The 14,917-nt window shown below is 66.2% G+C and carries 15 protein-coding genes and 1 tRNA gene; 12 read left to right on the top strand and 4 right to left on the bottom strand.

Annotated elements, in window-relative coordinates:
* The first annotated feature begins 10 nt into the window (after window positions 1-10).
* Genes BMW87_RS31465 through rapZ form a run of 3 tightly spaced genes read left to right on the top strand, consistent with a single transcriptional unit; the run spans window position 11 to window position 3,481 of the window.
* Entirely contained in the window at window positions 11-922 is a 912-nt protein-coding gene (locus tag BMW87_RS31465; RefSeq protein ID WP_093059696.1) for an NAD kinase, read from the top strand.
* A gap of 1 nt (window position 923) precedes the next feature.
* On the top strand, window positions 924-2,606 hold the full coding sequence (recN, locus tag BMW87_RS31460; protein WP_093081836.1) for a DNA repair protein RecN: 1,683 nt from the start codon (window positions 924-926) through the stop codon (window positions 2,604-2,606).
* Window positions 2,603-3,481, top strand: coding sequence for an RNase adapter RapZ (rapZ, locus tag BMW87_RS31455; protein WP_093059700.1), 879 nt, complete (start codon window positions 2,603-2,605; stop codon window positions 3,479-3,481). Before recN ends, rapZ begins: the two co-directional genes overlap by 4 nt.
* Before the next feature lie 32 nt (window positions 3,482-3,513).
* Here the strand turns inward: rapZ and mutY are convergent, their stop codons facing one another.
* The 3 genes from mutY to mutM form a co-directional block, all read right to left on the bottom strand.
* A complete protein-coding gene (gene mutY, locus BMW87_RS31450) occupies window positions 3,514-4,548 on the bottom strand; it encodes an A/G-specific adenine glycosylase (protein ID WP_093081834.1) in 1,035 nt (344 codons plus the stop codon).
* Window positions 4,549-4,582: 34 nt separating this feature from the next.
* Window positions 4,583-6,544: a dynamin family protein gene (locus BMW87_RS31445; RefSeq protein WP_093081831.1), complete on the bottom strand. Its 1,962-nt coding sequence runs from the start codon at window positions 6,542-6,544 to the stop codon at window positions 4,583-4,585.
* A gap of 112 nt (window positions 6,545-6,656) precedes the next feature.
* Entirely contained in the window at window positions 6,657-7,469 is an 813-nt protein-coding gene (mutM, locus tag BMW87_RS31440; RefSeq protein WP_093081828.1) for a bifunctional DNA-formamidopyrimidine glycosylase/DNA-(apurinic or apyrimidinic site) lyase, read from the bottom strand.
* Between the two features lie 80 nt (window positions 7,470-7,549).
* Between mutM and BMW87_RS31435 the strand changes: the two genes are divergently transcribed.
* The 8 genes from BMW87_RS31435 to BMW87_RS31400 all read left to right on the top strand — a co-directional run bounded on the left by BMW87_RS31435 (window position 7,550) and on the right by BMW87_RS31400 (window position 14,111).
* Window positions 7,550-9,415 (top strand): tetratricopeptide repeat protein, encoded by a 1,866-nt coding sequence (locus BMW87_RS31435; RefSeq protein ID WP_093081826.1) that lies wholly within the window; start codon window positions 7,550-7,552, stop codon window positions 9,413-9,415.
* A gap of 88 nt (window positions 9,416-9,503) precedes the next feature.
* Complete coding sequence (locus tag BMW87_RS31430) at window positions 9,504-9,950, top strand: lipoprotein insertase outer membrane protein LolB (RefSeq protein ID WP_256216990.1); 447 nt, start codon at window positions 9,504-9,506, stop codon at window positions 9,948-9,950.
* Window positions 9,947-10,828 carry a 4-(cytidine 5'-diphospho)-2-C-methyl-D-erythritol kinase gene (gene ispE / locus BMW87_RS31425; RefSeq protein WP_093081821.1) on the top strand — a complete coding sequence of 294 codons (882 nt, stop codon included), beginning with the start codon at window positions 9,947-9,949 and terminating at the stop codon, window positions 10,826-10,828. Before BMW87_RS31430 ends, ispE begins: the two co-directional genes overlap by 4 nt.
* 70 nt (window positions 10,829-10,898) lie before the next feature.
* Window positions 10,899-10,975: transfer RNA gene (locus tag BMW87_RS31420), tRNA-Gln, on the top strand.
* Window positions 10,976-11,115: 140 nt separating this feature from the next.
* Window positions 11,116-12,090, top strand: coding sequence for a ribose-phosphate pyrophosphokinase (locus BMW87_RS31415; protein WP_081269883.1), 975 nt, complete (start codon window positions 11,116-11,118; stop codon window positions 12,088-12,090).
* Window positions 12,091-12,175: 85 nt separating this feature from the next.
* Window positions 12,176-12,862 carry a 50S ribosomal protein L25/general stress protein Ctc gene (locus BMW87_RS31410; protein WP_093059712.1) on the top strand — a complete coding sequence of 229 codons (687 nt, stop codon included), beginning with the start codon at window positions 12,176-12,178 and terminating at the stop codon, window positions 12,860-12,862.
* A gap of 82 nt (window positions 12,863-12,944) precedes the next feature.
* The gene (pth, locus tag BMW87_RS31405; RefSeq protein ID WP_093059713.1) at window positions 12,945-13,577 is read left to right on the top strand and encodes an aminoacyl-tRNA hydrolase; all 633 of its coding nucleotides are present in this window, start codon (window positions 12,945-12,947) and stop codon (window positions 13,575-13,577) included.
* Window positions 13,578-13,613: 36 nt separating this feature from the next.
* Window positions 13,614-14,111: a hypothetical protein gene (locus BMW87_RS31400; RefSeq protein WP_177192886.1), complete on the top strand. Its 498-nt coding sequence runs from the start codon at window positions 13,614-13,616 to the stop codon at window positions 14,109-14,111.
* On the opposite strand, the gene BMW87_RS31395 is transcribed toward BMW87_RS31400, so the two are convergent.
* Window positions 14,108-14,383: a YfhL family 4Fe-4S dicluster ferredoxin gene (locus BMW87_RS31395; protein WP_093059717.1), complete on the bottom strand. Its 276-nt coding sequence runs from the start codon at window positions 14,381-14,383 to the stop codon at window positions 14,108-14,110. The genes BMW87_RS31400 and BMW87_RS31395 overlap by 4 nt on opposite strands.
* Window positions 14,384-14,486: 103 nt before the next feature.
* Between BMW87_RS31395 and BMW87_RS31390 the strand changes: the two genes are divergently transcribed.
* On the top strand, window positions 14,487-14,917 hold a 431-nt coding region (locus BMW87_RS31390; protein WP_143062640.1), incomplete at its 3' end, for an ABC transporter permease.

The raw sequence follows: 14,917 nt of genomic DNA, 5'->3' as shown, positions 1-14,917 counted from the left end.
TTTGTGAGATATGACCTCTCGCTTTCGTCACGTCGCCCTGATCGGCAAATACCAGGCTTCCGGCGCCCGGGCGCAGGCGGACTCGCGCGACGGCGTCATGGAAGGCATTGGCGCCTTCCTCGAATCGCAAGGCTGCACGGTGTTCGTCGAGCGCTCGACCTGCGAGGAAGACGATGACGGCGCCCCTGCCCATCCACGCTACGAAGCCCTGAGCGTCGAGGAAATCGGCCAGCGCTGCGACCTCGGCCTGGTAGTCGGCGGCGACGGCACCATGCTCGGCATCGGCCGGCAGCTCGCCAGCTATGGCATCCCGCTGATCGGCATCAACCGCGGCCGGCTCGGCTTCATCACCGACATTCCGCTCGACAACTACCAGGCCACGCTGATCCCGATGCTGGCCGGCGAGTACGAGGAAGACCACCGCAGCCTGATGCACGCACAGGTCGTGCGCGACGGCGCCTCGGTGTTCGACGCGCTCGCCATGAACGACGTGGTCGTCAACCGCGGCGCCACCTCCGGCATGGTCGAGTTGCGCGTATCGGTGGGCCGCCATTTCGTGGCCAACCAGCGCGCCGACGGCCTGATCATCGCCACGCCCACAGGCTCGACGGCCTACGCACTGTCGGCCGGTGGGCCGCTGCTGCATCCGGCCGTGCCGGGCTGGGTGCTGGTACCGATCGCACCGCACACGCTGTCGAACCGCCCCGTGCTGCTGCCCGACGCCGACGAGATCGTGATCGAGCTGGTGGGCGGGCGTGACGCCAGCGCCAATTTCGACATGCAGTCGCTGGCCTCGCTCGCAATCGGCGACCGCGTGGTGGTGCGCCGCTCCGATTTCCGCGTGCGCTTTTTGCACCCGCGCGGCTGGAGCTATTTCGACACCTTGCGCAAGAAACTTCACTGGAACGAAGGGGGCTCCTGAAATGGCGCTGCGACGCATCGCACTGCGCGACTTCGTGATCGTGCGATCACTCGAACTCGACCTGTCCGGCGGCTTCACGGTATTGACCGGCGAAACCGGCGCGGGCAAATCCATCCTGATCGACGCGCTGCAACTGGCGCTGGGCAACCGCGCCGACGCTGGCGCGGTGCGCGAAGGGGCCGAACGGCTCGACGTGAGTGCCGAATTCGACGCCGACCCCGCCCTGGACACCTGGCTCGACGAAGGCGGCTTCGAAGCCGGCGACGCGCTGCTGCTGCGCCGCACCGTCGACCTGCAGGGCCGCAGCCGCGGCTGGATCAACGGCAGCCCAGCCACGGCCACGCAGTTGCGCGAGCTCGGCGACCGCCTGCTCGACATCCACGGCCAGCACGCCTGGCAAAGCCTGACGCGGCCTGAGGCAGTGCGCGGCCTGCTCGACGCCTACGCAGGCGTGCGCACCGATGCGCTCGACGCCGCGTGGCAAAGCTGGCGGCAGGCACTTTCCGCACTCGAACACGCGCGCTCGGCGCAGGACTCGCTGCAGCGCGAACGCGAGCGGCTGCAATGGCAGATTTCCGAAGTCGCCAAGCTCGCACCGGGCGTCGACGAGTGGGAAGAGCTGTCGACCAACCACTCGCGCATCTCCAACGCGCAGGCCCTGATCGACGCGGCCCAGGGTGCCAGCCAGGCACTGGAAGACGACGACAACGGCGCCCTCCCCGCGCTTACGCGCGCGCTCACGCTGCTGCAGAACTGCGAGCACATCGAGCCCGAGTTCCGCGCGCTGGGCGAAGTGCTCGCCTCATGCGTGGCCCAGGCCTCCGACGCTGCCCACACGCTGCACGGCTACCTGCGCGATGCCGACACCGATCCGCAAACCCTGGCCGAGCTGGACGAGCGCATGGGCCTGTGGATGTCGCTCGCGCGCCGCTACAAGCGCCCGCCCGCCGAACTGCCGGCGCTGCTCGCCGGCTGGCAGGCCGAACTGCAGGCGCTGGATGCGCAAAGCGATCTCGAAGGGCTTGAGCGCGCAGAACAGAACGCACAGCAGGCCTACATGAAGGAAGCCAAGGCGCTCGGCAAGGTCCGCAAGCAAGCTGCGCCGCGCCTCGCTCAAGCCGTCACCGATGCGATGCAGGGTCTCGGCATGCAGGGCGGACGCTTCGACGTCGAACTGCAGCCGCTGGCGCAGCCCAGCCGTGCCGGCCTCGAAGACGTGGCCTTTCTCGTGGCCGGCCACACCGGCAGCACGCCGCGCGCCATCGGCAAGGTGGCCTCGGGCGGCGAACTGTCGCGCATTGCGCTGGCCATCGCCGTCACCACCAGCCAGCTCGGCGCGGCGCAGACGCTGATCTTCGACGAGGTCGATGCCGGCGTCGGCGGTGCGGTCGCCGAGACCGTCGGCCGCCTCATGAAGCAGCTCGGCCGCGACCGCCAGGTTCTCGCCGTGACCCACCTGCCCCAGGTGGCCGCCTGTGCCGACCATCACCTCGTTGTGGCCAAGCGCCAGACGGCAGCAGCCGGCAAGGACGGCCCGCGCACCGAGAGCGGCGTGTCGCGCCTCGACGATGACAACCGCGCCAAGGAAATCGCCCGCATGCTGGGCGGTGAGAAGGTCTCGCAAACCTCGCTCGCGCACGCACGCGAAATGCTCGGCCACAAGACCTCGGTGACCGCGCCATGAACCTCGACCTCGTGCTCATCACGGGCATGTCGGGCTCCGGCAAGTCGGTGGCCCTGCATGCGCTGGAAGACGCTGGCTACTACTGCGTCGACAACCTGCCGCCCGAACTGCTGACATCCTTCATCGCCTTGCAGCACGAACAGCAGACGCCGCGCGTGGCCATTGCCATGGACGTGCGCAGCGGCGTCTCGCTACCAATCGTTCCACAGCAGCTCGAAGCGCTGCGGCGCGACGGCGAGATCTCGCTGCGTTCGCTGTTCCTCGACGCGACCACCGACGCCCTGCTGCGCCGCTACTCGGAAACCCGCCGCCGCCATCCACTCTCGCGCCAGGAAGGCCGTACCGACGTGCCCGAGCAGCACCGCGTGCTGATGCAGGCCATCGAGCTCGAACGCGAATTGCTGGCCGACCTGCGCGACGGCGCGGACGTGATCGACACGAGCCTGATCCGGCCGGCGCAGCTGCAGAGCTACATCAAGTCGCTGATCTCCGCGCCGCAAAGCGCGCTGACGCTGGTGTTCGAATCGTTCGCCTTCAAGCGCGGCGTGCCGCTCGATGCGGACTACGTGTTCGACGTGCGCATGCTGCCCAACCCGCACTACGTGCCCGCGCTGCGCCCGCTCACGGGCCGCGACGAGCCGGTGATCGAATGGCTGCGCGAGCACGACGACGTAGCGCGCATGTACAACGACATCGAACAGTTCCTCACGCATTGGCTCGATGCACTGGCGCGCGACCATCGCAGCTATGTGACGGTGGCCATCGGGTGCACGGGCGGGCAGCACCGTTCGGTGTTCCTGGTCGAGCAGCTGGCGCGCTCGTTCGGTGCGCGCTGGGGTGCGCTCAAGCGGCACCGCGAACTCGACGCGGCCTGACTGGACTGATCCGCCGACTAAAGATCGGCTGATTAAGCCTCGCTACCTTCCAGCAGCTTGCGCATCGGCGCCGGCAGGCCCAAGCGGCCCCACTCCTCGGCCTCGACCCATCGCGCGCCATCGCCTTGCGGCTGGCCGCCCTGAAGCTGCACCGGATGCAGATGCAGGTCCTTGTGGGTCAGCACATGCACGAAGGCCGGCAGGTCCTGCACGCCGCGTCGCGCGGCCGTCGGCAGTGCAGCCAGAAGATCTTCGCGGCTGTCGAACACGGGCAGGCAATAGAGCCCGGCCCAGATGCCCTTGGACGGCCGCTTCTCCAGCCACACGCGGCCTTGCGCATCGCGCGCCAGCAGCACCCAGAGCGACTGTGCACTGCGCTTGAGCTTGCGGGTCTTGACGGGGTAGCGCTCCGGCGCGCCTTCCCGCAGGGCCGCGCAGGTCTTGTTGACCGGGCAGATCATGCAGCTCGGCTTGCGCGGCAGGCACACCGTGGCGCCCAGGTCCATCACGCCTTGCGTGTAGCTCGCGATGGCTTCTTTCTGCTCTGCTGGCGGCAGCAATTGCGTTGCCAGGTCCCACAGCGCACGCTCCTGCGCCGCCGAAGACATGTCGCCCGCAAAGCCAAGCACGCGCGTCAGCACGCGCTTCACGTTGCCGTCGAGGATCGCCACGCGCTCGCCGAAGCAGAAGGCGGCAATGGCGGCCGAGGTCGATCGGCCGATGCCGGGCAAGGTGACGAGTTCGGCGGCCGTGCGCGGAAACTCGCCGCCGAAGCGCGCGACGACTTCCTGCGCGCAGCGATGCATGTTGCGCGCGCGGCTGTAGTAGCCCAGCCCGCTCCAGAGCCCGAAGACCTCGTCCTCGGTGCCGGCGGCCAGCGCCTTCACGTCGGGAAAGCGTTCGAGAAAACGCGCGAAGTAGCCGAGCACCGTCGTCACCTGCGTCTGCTGGAGCATCACCTCCGACAGCCACACGCGGTACGGGTCGCGGGTGTTCTGCCAAGGCAGCTGGCTGCGCCCGTGGCTGCGCTGCCAGCTCACGATCTGCGCTGCGAAATCCGGGGGCAATTGCAAGCCAGCAACCGCCGTGGAGGCGGAAGCTTCAGGCCGCACGCAGCTCGCCGACAGTCGCCGCGGCCTGCAGCTTTCCGTGCTGCGCGATCAGCGAAGTGAACTCGCGCAGCTGCACATGAAGCTCGGCGAGATTGCTTTCCTGCGCGGCCAGTTCGATCAGCCGTTCGTCGAGATTGCCCGCCGCGCTCTGGATGCGCTCGATCGCCTCGATGCGCTTGCTGAAGTTGCGGCGGCGCTCCTTGAGCTGCGCGTCGATCTGCGCGCTCGCGCCCTTGCTCCAGCGCTCGACCTCGGTCATGGCTGCTTCGTTGACGAGCCGCAGCCGGCTGGCCAGCGCGCGAACCAGCTTGTCGCAGAAATCGGCCTGCGCGAGCTTCAGCAGGTTGCCCACGCCCAGGTAGTGGATGTGGCTGCGTTCGATCTGTCCCAGCTCCTGCTCGAAGCCCGTCAGGTCGGGCTCGGCCGGCGCCTGCAGGGTGAAGCCCTGCTCGGCATTCAGCTGGCGGAAGGTGGCATGCAGCATCGACTGGATCTCGGCCGTGGTCGCCTGCACCTCGCGCAGGTTGTTGCGCAGCGAATCGAAAGTCTCGCCGTACACCTTGCGGACGTTGAACTTGACGCCCGGGCGCTTGAGCGCGGCCGACAGCCGCACCATGTCGGCCTTGAGTGCAGTGCGGCCGAGCACGGCATACACCTCGCGCAGCAGCTTGCCCTGCACCGAGCGCAGCGCCAGGATGCGCGTGTTGCTGCCTTCGAACTCGGCATGTTCCTGGTCGATGCGCGCACGCATGTGGCGGATCACCGAGACGTTCTTGCCGCGCAGCCCCTGCAGTTCGAGCGCCTGCTCGGCCAGGTCGCGCTGGCGCACTTTCAGGATGCGCTCGGCCTCGGCGCGCAGCGCGGTCATGCCCGCGTCGACCGCGAGCCGCAGCATGGTTTCGCGCTTGCCGAGCACGCCTTCGGCCAGCAACGATTCAAGCGCCGGCAGGCGGCTGGCCTGCAGCAACTGGCCGTCGTGCTGGATCTTGGCCTGCAGCCCCTTTTGCGCGGACACCGGCAGCACCTGCGCCAGCGGCACTTCGAGCAAACGGGCCGCGCCTTCGCGCTGGCGTTCGATCTGCTGCTCGATGTGCGAGGGCGTGCTCAGCGTGTCCCACATCGTGTCGATCTTGTTGAGCACCACGAAGCGCGTGTCGTTGCCTTCGTCCTCGGTGATCAGGTGCTCGCGCCAGATCGAGAGATCGGAGCGCGTCACGCCGGTTTCGGCGCCCAGGATGAAGACCACGGCGTGCGCCTGCGGAATCAGGCTCACCGTGAGTTCGGGCTCGGCGCCGATCGCGTTCAGGCCCGGGGTGTCGAGAATCACCAGCCCCTGCTCCAGCAGCGGGTGCGGCATGTTCAGCACCGCGTGGCGCCAGCGCGGAATTTCGACGCGGCCTTCGGCGTCCTGCACCGGGTTGTCGTCGGGGGTGTCGTCGTTCCAGAAGCCCAGCGTGCGCGCTTCATCCTTGGCGACCCAGCGCACCTCGGCCACCTTGCTCATGGCCTGCGCCAGATGCTCGGCGTTGCCGACGTCGATAGCTATCTCGGTCCAGCGCGTTGGCTTTTCGCGCCAATGGGCCAGCGAATGCGGCTCCAGCCGGGTCTCGATGGGCAGCAGGCGCAGCTTGGGCGCGAGCGCGGCGTCGTAGCCCAGCTCGGTCGGGCACATCGTGGTGCGGCCGGCGCTCGCGGGCATGATGCGCCGCCCGTAGCCGGCAAAGAAGATCGCGTTGATCAGCTCCGACTTGCCGCGCGAGAACTCGGCCACGAAGGCGACCATGACCTTGCTGGTACGGATCTGCGTTTCGAGCCCGCGCAGGCGCTCCGCCACTGCCTGGTCGAGCAGCTCGTTCTCGGTCAGCCAGCGGGACAGCCACTGCAGCCGGTGGGCGAAATTGCTCCGCCACGCACCGTGCTGATCGAGTTGTTGGTTGAAGGAGCGGCTCAAGGGAAATATGTAAGAAACAATTTACAAATATAGCATCGGGAGGCGAACAACCAACGTCTCCAAATTGTTTCTCCTGAGATCCACGTCTGAATCCGACATCCGGACCAGGCGCCTACTTCTGGCAATTGGGGCAATAGTAGGTGGAGCGCTGCCCCTGGCGTAGCTGCCGGATCGGCGTTGCACAAACCCGACAGGGCTCGCCGGCACGGCCATAAACGGTCGCTTCGAGCTGGAAATAGCCATTCTGTCCGTCCACATTGGAGAAATCTCGTAGCGTGCTGCCGCCCTTCTCCACCGCCCGGGCCAGGATTTCGCGCACGGCCGCATGAAGCTTGGCCGCCCGCGGACGGCTGATACGTGCCGCCGACAGCGTTGGCCGGATGCCCGCCTGGAACAACGCCTCCGACGCATAGATGTTGCCCACGCCCACCACCACGTCGCCCGCCAGCAGCACCTGCTTGACGGCGCTCTTGCGCTTCTTCAGGCCGGCGTGGAAGGCGTCGAGGTCGAAGGCATCGCCCAGTGGCTCCATGCCAAGGCCGCCGAGCAGCTTGATCGCCCATGGGGCGGCCTCGTCTTCCACGTAGACCACGGCGCCGAAGCGGCGCGGATCGTTGAGCCGCAGCGTGCCTCGGTCCGTGACCAGGTCGAAATGGTCGTGCGGCCCGGGCGGCGGCAATGCAGCGTCGAAACGCAGGCTGCCCGACATGCCCAGGTGCAACAGCAGGATGCCGCGATCGAGATCGATCAGCAGGTACTTGCCGCGCCGCCGCACCTCGCGCACCTGCCGCCCGACCAGCGCCTCGGGCAGCACCATCAGGGCCCAACGCAGAGGCTTGCCGATGCGCACCGCGTCGATGCGTGCGCCCGCGATGCGGTCGGCAAAGCCGCGACGGGTGACTTCGACTTCGGGAAGCTCAGGCATGAAAAGTAAATCTCCGGCAAATGCGGCGTTGACTAAGCCCCACGCAAGGTTCGTTCAAAAGCCTGGATTATTATGGTCGGATGAATCTTTCGCCCCGCCGACACCGCCTTGCGGCGGCCGCGTCTCTCGCTTTGCTGGCTTGTGCGGTTCACGCACAATCTTCCGCCCCTGCAACCCCCAACGGCCCTGCGCTGACCATCGAACAATCGGCACAGCCGAAGCCCTCGACAAGGCCCAAGCCCATTACAGCCAAGGCCGCCAGCGAACCCGCGCCGCAGCCCTCCGCGCTGACGGCCGACCTGTTCTACGAGATCCTGATGGGCGAGATGACCGCCCGCTCCGGAGATCCCGGCTCCGGCTACGCGCTGGTGCTCGATGCCGCCCGCCGGCTGCGCGACGGCAAGCTGTTCCAGCGCGCGGTCGAGATCGCCCTGCAATCGCGCTCCGGCGATGCGGCCCTCGCCGCCGCACGCGCATGGCAGGAAGCCCTGCCGACTTCGCGCGACGCACGCCGCATCGAACTGCAGATCCTCATTGCGCTGAATCGCATCAGCGAAACCGTCGAACCGCTGCGTGCCGAAGTGGCGGCCACGTCGCAGATCGAACGCCCGCTGCTGATGGCCGTGATCGTGCGCAATTACTCGCGCGCCGCCGACAAGAAGCTGGCCGCCTCGGTGGTCGAGCAGGCCCTGGTCGACGAGCTGAAGAACCCGACCACCGGCGGACTGGCCTGGGCCACCGTCGGTCGGCTGCGCCTGAATGCAGGCGATGCTTCCGGCGCACTGGAAGCCGCGCGCAAGGGCCAGGAGATCGACCCGAGCTCCGATGCACCCGCTGCATTGGCGCTCGAAATGATCGACCCCGGCCAGCCGCTCGCCGAGCCGATCGTCACGCGCTACCTGAACAACAACCCGAAGGCCACGCCCGACCTGCGCATTGCCTACGCTCGCGCGCTCGTCGAGGACAGGCGCTTCAACGATGCCACCACGCAACTCCAGGCAGTGACCACCTCGCGGCCCGAGCTGGCTGAGCCATGGCTGCTGCTCGGCAGCCTCCAGATGCAGGCCAAACAGGACGCCGCAGCCGAGACTTCGATCAAGCGCTTCATCGAACTGTCGAGCAGCCGCAGCGCCAGCAAGGACGCCGATGGCGATGCCAATGACGCCGCCGACCGCAAGCGCGGTGTGTCGCAGGCGTACTTCGCGCTGTCGCAACTGGCGGAACGGCGCAAGGACTTCACGGCGGCCGAGCGCTGGCTCGCGCGCGTCGACGGCCCGGACGAACTGGTGGCCGCGCAAACCCGCCGCGCAGCGCTGCTGGCCCGCCAGGGCAAGCTGCCCCAGGCGCGCGAAATCATCCGCGGCCTGCCCGAGCGCACGCCAGACGACAAGAAGCAGAAATTCCTTGCCGAAGTGCAACTGCTGCGCGATGCGAAGCAATACCAGGCGGCCTACGACATGCTCGCCCAGGCCTCGGTGGCGGCACCTGACGACGGCGACCTCGTCTATGACCAGGCCATGGTCGCCGAGAAGCTCAACCGCCTCGACGACATGGAGCGCCTGCTGCGCCGGCTCATCCAGCTCAAGCCCGAGAGCCAGAACGCATACAACGCGCTGGGCTATTCGTTCGCCGATCGCAAGATCCGGCTCGACGAGGCGCGCACGCTGATCCAGAAGGCGGTGCAGCTGGCGCCGGAAGATCCGTTCATCGCCGACAGCCTGGGCTGGGTCGAGTTCCGGCTCGGCAACACGGCCGAGGCGATCCGCATCCTCGAAGCGGCCTACAAGACGCGGCCCGATCCCGAAATCGGCGCGCATTTCGGCGAAGTCCTGTGGAGCACCGGCCAGAAAGACCGCGCGGTCACGATCTGGAAGGAAGCCCTGCTGAGCGATGCCGAAAACGAGACGCTGCAGGAAACGCTGAAACGCCTGCGAGTGAAGCCGTAGCATGGCTCACGCAGGGGCATTCGTGCCAACGCAGGCCGGCCACGGCCGCCGTACCCTTTTGGCGTCAGGTGGAGCCGCCTTTCTCCTGATGGCAGGCTGCGCGCAGCTGTCTGGCGGCTCTTCCGCACCGAAGACTTCGGACGGCTGGAGCGGCCGGATGTCGCTGCGCATCGAGAGCGAGCCGGTGCAGACCTTCGCTGCGCTGTTCGAGCTGCGCGGCTCCGCCGACTCGGGCGACCTCACACTCACGACACCCATCGGCAGCACGCTGGCGCAACTGCACTGGGCACCGGGCGAGGCCCTGCTGAAAGACGGCAACAAGACACGTCGCTTCGACTCCGTCGACGAACTGATCGAGGCCGCTACCGGCGCTGCAATTCCGGTCGGCGCCTTGTTCGGCTGGCTCGCGGGCCGCAACGACCCCGTTCCCGGCTGGAAGCCCGATCTTGCACAGCTCGGCAACGGACGGCTGCAGGCCGTGCGCGAATCGCCGAGCCCCCGGGCCGACCTGCGCATCGTGTTCGAGCGGTCATGAAGGCGATCTACGACCTTCCCGCGCCGGCCAAGCTCAATCTCTTCCTCCACATCACCGGCCAGCGCGACGACGGCTACCACCTGCTGCAGTCGGTCTTCATGCTGATCGACTGGTGCGACACGCTGCACGTCGAGCTGCGGCGCGATGGGCAGCTGAGCCGCGAAGACCTGACGACCGAGCTGCCCGCGGACGACCTGATCGTGCGCGCGGCACGCGCCCTGCAGGCTTTCGCCTCGCCCGGCCAGGGCGCGCATATCAGCGTGGCCAAGCACGTGCCGGCACAGGCGGGCATGGGCGGCGGCTCTTCGGATGCCGCCACCTGCCTGCTCGCGCTGAACCGCCTGTGGGGACTGAATCTGCCTCTGTCGCGGCTGGCGCACATCGGCCTGAAGCTGGGCGCGGACGTGCCCTTCTTCCTCGGCGGCCGCAATGCGTGGGTCGAGGGCATCGGCGAGGAAATCACACCGGTTACACTGCCATCGGCGCGTTTCGCGGTGGTCAAACCACCCGAGGGACTCGATACCCGATTAATTTTTTCGGCTTCCGATCTTCAACGCGCCACACCTGTTGCTATAATCTCGGGCTTTGCTGCAGATAGCGAATCGCTGGAAGCGACGAACCTGGGAAACCCGGTTTTCGACTTCGGCCACAACGACCTGCAGCCGGTTGCCCAGCGACTTTGCCCCGCCGTCACCGACGCCATCGAATGGCTCGGTGCCCAGGGGTTGAAGGCCCGGATGACCGGCTCCGGAAGTTCGGTGTTCGCGAAGATGCCGCAAGCGCCGCAGGAAGCGGAACTGCTCGAAGCCCCCGAAGGCTGGCAGGTTCGTCAATGCAGCAACCTGGAAGTCCATCCGCTCTTGGGATGGGCAACCTGAAGATAATCGAACCGTTCATTCGGTTCGATGCGACATATATCGGTTGATGGTGAAAACCATCGACCCGTGTAGGGGAGTCGCCAAGCTGGTTAAGGCACTGGATTTTGATTCCAGCATGCAAAGGTTCGAATCCTTTCTCCCCTGCCAAATCTTCAACGACTGCGGCCCAACGGCCGCAGTCTTCTTTTGCAGCCCACCCGCTGCAATAATCGGCGGCTCACCGGCCGCCACGCATCACAAACCTTTTGGCGGCTTCCTAAGCCAATTTGCACTGCCGGGACGCGCTCATGCAGGCTAATCACCCTGATTTCATGGTTTTCACCGGCAACGCCAATCCGGGCCTTGCTGCAGAAATCGCGCACAACCTCGGCACCTCGCTGGGCGCCGCTCGCGTCGGTCGCTTCTCCGACGGTGAAGTCACCGTCGAGATCAACCAGAACGTCCGGGCGCGCGATGTGTTCGTGGTGCAGTCGACCTGCGCACCGACCAACGAAAACCTGATGGAACTGCTGATCATGGTCGACGCGCTCAAGCGCGCTTCGGCCGAACGCATCAGCGCCGTGATTCCCTATTTCGGCTATGCCCGCCAGGACCGCCGCCCGCGTTCGAGCCGCGTGCCGATCTCGGCCAAGGTCGTGGCCAACCTGCTGGAAACCGTCGGTGTCGAGCGCGTGCTCACGATGGACCTGCACGCCGACCAGATTCAGGGCTTCTTCGACATTCCCGTCGACAACATCTACGCCTCGCCGGTGCTGCTCGGCGACCTGCGCGCCAAGAACTACGAAGACCTGATCGTGGTCTCGCCCGACGTCGGCGGCGTGGTTCGCGCCCGTGCGCTGGCCAAGCAATTGAACTGCGACCTCGCCATCATCGACAAGCGCCGCCCGAAGGCCAACGTCAGCGAAGTCATGAACGTGATCGGCGAGATCGACGGCCGCAACTGCGTGATCATGGACGACATGATCGATACGGCCGGCACGCTGGTCAAAGCAGCCGAAGTGCTGAAAGAGCGCGGCGCCAAGAGCGTCTACGCCTACTGCACGCACCCGATCTTCTCGGGCCCGGCCATCGAGCGCATCACGCAGGGCTCGGCCCTGGACGAAGTGGTCGTGACCAACACCATTCCCCTTTCCGACGGCGCCAATGCCTGCGGAAAGATCCGCCAGCTCTCCGTGGCACCGCTGATCGCCGAAACGATCCAGCGCATTGCCAAGGGCGAGTCGGTGATGAGTTTGTTCTCGGACCAGGACAACCTGTTCTGACCCGAGCCAAAGAGCGGGCTTCTTTTCTGAAGCCTTTTTGAACCGGAGTCGCACTGGTCGCGGTGGACTCTCACAGGAGCTAGTTATGAAATTCGTCGCTTTTGAGCGCGCAAAGCAGGGCACGGGTGCGAGCCGCCGTCTCCGCATCTCGGGCAAGACCCCCGGCATCGTCTACGGTGGCGACACCCAGCCGCAACTGATCGAAATCGATCACAACGCGCTGTGGCACGCCCTGAAGAAGGAAGCCTTCCATTCGAGCGTGCTCGAAATGGAACTGGGCGGCAACGTCAGCAAGGTTCTGCTGCGCGACGTGCAATACCACCCGTTCCGCCAGCTGGTGCAACACATCGACTTCCAGCGCGTCGATGCCAAGACCCGCATGACCCTGAAGGTGCCGCTGCACTTCAAGGGTGAAGAAGAATCCGAAGCCGTCAAGATCGACCTGAACCTGGTCAATCACGTGACGACCGAACTCGAACTGAACTGCCTGCCGACCGACCTGCCGGAGTTCATCGAAGTCGACCTGTCGGGCCTGAAGAAGAACGGCACCGTCACGCTGAAGGACATCAAGCTGCCCAAGGGCGTGAAGTGGGTCAGCCACGGCAAGGTCAACCCGGTGCTGGCTTCGGCCGTGTCGCCGGCGGCTGAAGAAGTCGACGCCCCCGCTGAAGGCGCTGCCGATGCAGCCGCCGCAGCAGCGCCGGCCGGCAAGGGTGGCAAGGCTGCTCCTGCAGCCAAGACCCCCGCCGCCAAGACGCCTGCCAAGAAGTAATTCGCTTCTTCGCATTCGTTGCTGCAGAAGGCCCGCCCCGTGCGGGCCTTCTGCTTTTCCGGCGACGGGATAATCCACGACTATGATCAAGCTGTTTGTCGGCCTCGGAAACCCGGGCCCCGAGTACGAAGCCACGCGGCACAACGCGGGCTTCTGGTGGATCGACGCCCTCGCGCGCGAGTGGAAACTCAATCTCGTGCCCGAGCGCAGCTACCACGGCCTTGCCGCACGCGCCAACATCGGCGGCCAGAGCATCTGGCTGCTGGAGCCGCAGACCTTCATGAACCTGTCTGGCAAGTCGGTGGCCGCCCTCGCCCGTTTCTTCAAGATCGCGCCCGAGGAAATCCTCGTGGCGCACGACGAGCTCGACGTGGTCCCGGGCCAGGTCAAGCTCAAGTTTGGCGGCAGCCATGCCGGCCACAACGGGCTGCGCGACATCCACGCGCAACTGGGCACCGGCGACTACTGGCGCCTGCGCCTGGGCATCGGACACCCCGGCGTGAAGTCGGAGGTCGTCAACTGGGTGCTCAAGAAGCCGCTGAAGGAACAACGCGAAGCGATCGAGGACGCCATCACTCGCACCCTGCACGCGATCCCCGCGCTGGTGGCGGGCGAGATGGAGAAGGCGACCCTTGTCATTCACACGAGCAAACCGCCCCGGCCCAAACCGCCGCGGCGGGAGCCCGGCGACGGGGGCACGCCTGCCGCCACCTAGCCGGCCATCGCAGTGCAGGAGGGAGAGAAATAAAAAATGAGTGAAGAGAAGAAAAGAAGAAAAAGAAGCGGAACGATGGCAATTGCTATCTTTTCAATAGCAATTTGCACCGCATCCATGGGAGCCTCAGCCCAGAACGCCGCTCAAACCTGGCGTTGCGGCAGCACCTATTCCGACCAGCCCTGTGAAGGCGGCAAGACGGTGAAGGTGAACGACCACCGCAGTGACGAGGACCGCCGGGCCGCCGACGCCGGCACACGCAGCGCGCAAACCCACGCCGACCGCCTGGAACGCACCCGCCTGTCACAGGAAAAAGCAGCCCATGACCGAGACCAGCGGGCCGCACGCGAAGCAAGAAGCGCCGCCCTGGCGGAAAGACGGCTCGCCATGTCAGAGCAAAGAGAGCGGGACCGCTCACGCAAGGAGGCCGGCGCGGCTCGCAAATCGAGCATGAGCTTCAGCGGCGGCCAGAGCGCGAAGGCAGCCGGCGACGCGCCTGAGCGCAAGAAAAAGAAGCGGAAGTCGGCCGACTAAGCGCCGGTCGAAGCAGCCGTCACCTTGATCGCCGTGAGGCGCTGGTACTTCTGCATCAGCGTCTCGCGGCTTTCCACGTGCTCTGGATTCAGGGGAATGCAGGCCACCGGGCAGATCTGCACGCACTGCGGCTCATCGAAATGGCCGACGCACTCGGTGCACTTGTGCGGATCGATTTCGTAGAACTCCGCGCCCATGTAAATCGCATCGTTCGGGCACTCGGGCTCGCAGACATCGCAGTTGATGCATTCGTCGGTGATCATGAGGGCCATCCCCCGATTATCGCGGGCTCGGCCAAGCGGGCCGCCTGTGAATGACAAAGGCCACATTCAGGGCACACTTGTTGCAGGAGTCAGTTATGCTGCGCCCCGCCCCATGAGTCTGTTTCTATTCAAGCGCCTCGCCACGCTGATCGGCACGTTGATCGGCGCCTCGGTCATCGTTTTCCTCGTCCTCGAGATCCTGCCCGGCAACGCCGCGCAGATGTTGATGGGGCCGGACGCATCGCCCGAAGCAGTGGCCGCCCTTGCCACCAAGCTCGGCCTAGACCAGCCCGCATGGACCCGCTACTGGCACTGGATAGGCGGCCTGCTCACCGGCAACCTCGGCGACAGCTACGCCTACAGCTCGCCGGTGCTCGACCTGATCCTGGAGCGCCTCGCGCTCACCGTGCCGCTCGCCATGCTGGCGATGGCCCTCACCGTCGTGATTGCGCTGCTCGTCGGCGTTACGGCCGCTGCGCGCCACAACAAGCTCGGCGACGTCGGCCTGATGGGCATGGCCCAGGTCGGCATCGCGATCCCGAA

Source organism: Variovorax sp. OV084 (genome assembly GCF_900111625.1).
In the GTDB taxonomy this organism is placed as follows: Bacteria; Pseudomonadota; Gammaproteobacteria; order Burkholderiales; family Burkholderiaceae_C; genus Variovorax.
The sequence above is the reverse complement of the archived record's forward strand: the minus strand, read 5'-3'. Positions and strand labels throughout refer to the sequence as shown.